The sequence below is a fragment of the Streptomyces albus subsp. albus genome (genome assembly GCF_000725885.1).
In the GTDB taxonomy this organism is placed as follows: Bacteria; Actinomycetota; Actinomycetes; order Streptomycetales; family Streptomycetaceae; genus Streptomyces; species Streptomyces albus.
The window spans coordinates 1-2,601 of the sequence record NZ_JODR01000066.1; the positions used below are offsets into that span (position 1 = coordinate 1).

Consider the following 2,601-nt stretch of genomic DNA (forward strand, 5'->3'; position numbering starts at 1 on the left):
GCCAGCACCACACGCCCCGCACCACGCTCCACCACCCACCGGGCCACCCGCGCACCCAACGCACCCGTACCACCCGTCACCAACACCGTCCCCGACGGCAACCACACACCACCACCAGACAACCGGGCACGCACCAACCGCCGACCCAAAACAGCCCCACCACGCACCGCCACCTGATCCTCAACACCAACGCCGCCGGCCAACACCTCCACCAACCGCGCCACCGAACCCCCCACAGGCTCGACCGGCACATCCACCAGACCACCCCACCGATCCGGCTCCTCCAACGCCACAACCCGCCCCAGACCCAACGGCCTGCACCAACGCAACCGTCCCCACCAGCCCCAGAGGCACCCTTACATGCTCCGCATGACTCGCCTCGTCCTGCCCCAGGAACGACACCACCGTGCCGCAGCCGGAAAACTGCGCGAGCCGCTCAGCCAGCCCCGCCCGGTCCAGCTCACCGGCCCCCAACCGCAACCGCTCCACCCGCACACCACGCGAGGCCAACTCCCCCGCCAACGCATCCGCCCACACATCCAACGCACCAGCGGACTCCACCAACAACCAACCACCGGCCGTGACAGGGACCGGGGCCGGGCCGAGGCCGACAGGCGTCCAGGACACCTGGTAGCGGAGCCTGTCGAGGGATGCGCGCTCCTCGTGTCGTCTGCGCCAGGCCGAGAGCGCGGGCAGCACTTCGTCCATCGGAGACTGGAGGTCGACTCCGAGTTCGGCCGCGAGGGCTTCTGCGTCACCGCGTTCGATGGCGTTCCACAGGTCGGCGTCCACCCCGTGCTCGGCGTCCTGCTCGGCCGTGCGGGGCCGCGGCCAGTACCGGCTCCGTTGGAAGGCGTAGGTCGGCAGGTCGACGGTCCTGGCACCGGTCGGGGCGTAGAACGCCGCCCAGTCGACGGGGCCGCCGTCCGCCCACAGGCGGGCGAGGGCGGTCACCGCAGTGTGGGGTTCGGGCCTGTCACGGCCCAGGAGTGACACCGCCAGCGTCTCGTCCCCGTAGGTCTCCTCGACGGCTCCGACCAGGCCGGCGTCGGGGCCGAGCGTGACGAAGCGGGCGACGCCCAGGGACTTGAGACGGGTGATCGCGTCGGCGAAGCGGACAGTGCCGCGTACCTGGTCCGCCCAGTACGAGGCGGAGAACTCCTCGATCAGTTCGCCGGTCAGCGTCGAGACGATCGGCATTTCGGGCCGCCGCATCTCGATCCCGTCGGCAACCCGGCCGAACTCCTCCAGCATCGGGTCCATCAGCGCCGAGTGGAAGGCGTGGCTGACCTGGAGCCACCGGCCCTTGCGCTCCGGCAACCGCGCGGCCACCGCTTCCACAGCCGCCCGCTCACCCGACAGCACCACCTGGCCCGGCGCATTCACCGCCGCCACCGACACATCCTCCACCAGCAGCGGAGCGACCTCATCGACAGTGGCCCGCACCGCCCACATCGCACCGCCCCCGGGCAATGCCTGCATCAACCGAGCACGCGCCGCCACCAACCGACAGGCATCCCCCAGCGGCAACACACCCGACACATGCGCAGCCGCCAACTCACCCACGGAATGGCCGACCAGGTAATCAGGCGTGACACCCCACGACTCCACCAGCCGGAACAACGCCACCTCAACCGCGAACAACGCAGGCTGCGCCCAACCCGTCAGCCCCAACGCCTCCGCAGCCGCATCCGCATCCGCATCCGCATCCGCGAACATCACTTCCCGCAACGAACGGTCCAACAGCCCGTCGAAGCCCGCACACACCTCATCCAACGCAGCCGCAAACACCGGGAAGACCGCAGCCAACTCCCGGCCCATACCGAGCCGCTGACCACCCTGCCCCGCAAACACGAACCCCGTCAGCCCGGTACGAGCCATGCCCGGCACCCGCTCACCGGCCGCCAGGGCCGCGAGCTGCGTGCGCAGCTCCTCCGCGTCCCCGCCCAGCACGATCGCGCGGTGCTCAAGGCCGGTCCGGGTCGCTCCCAGGGACAGACCGACGTCCACCGTGCGGTGGCCGTCGACGGCGGCCAGCAACCGTCCGGCCTGGGCCGCGACACCCGAGGCCGTCTTCGCCGAAACGACCCACGGCACCAGCGGCAGGTGGACCTCGGGTGCCGCCGCGTCCGCCGCCTCGTCCGTCTGAGCCGCCTGGCCGGCCTCGGCACGGCCTTCGGGCAGCGGAGCTTCTTCGATGATCGCGTGGGCGTTGGTACCGCTGACGCCGAACGCGGACACACCTGCCCGCCTCGGCCGCTCCCCGCACGGCCACTCACGCGGCTCGGTCAGCAGCTCCACCTCACCCGACGACCAGTCCACGTGCGACGACGGTGTCTCCGCATGCAGCGTCTTCGGCAGACGCCCGTGCTGCATCGCCGCCACCATCTTGATCACGCCCGCGACACCGGCAGCGGCCTGCGTGTGCCCCAGGTTCGACTTCACCGAACCCAGCCACAGCGGCCGGTCCCCCGTCCGTTCCTGGCCATACGTGGCCAACAGCGCCTGCGCCTCGATCGGGTCACCCAGCGACGTCCCCGTACCGTGCGCCTCCACCACATCGACATCCGCAGCCGACACCTGCGCATTCGCCAACGCCTG

General features: G+C 70.9%; 2 protein-coding genes. Both read right to left on the reverse strand.

Going from position 1 to position 2,601, the window contains the following annotated elements:
• Positions 1-293, reverse strand: a 293-nt coding sequence (locus tag IO40_RS40005) for a KR domain-containing protein (RefSeq protein WP_425264247.1), incomplete at its 3' end; no start/stop codon positions are given.
• A partial coding sequence (locus IO40_RS34560) for a type I polyketide synthase (protein ID WP_157846469.1) occupies positions 181-2,601 on the reverse strand: 2,421 nt, incomplete at its 5' end. The genes IO40_RS34560 and IO40_RS40005, both read right to left, overlap by 113 nt.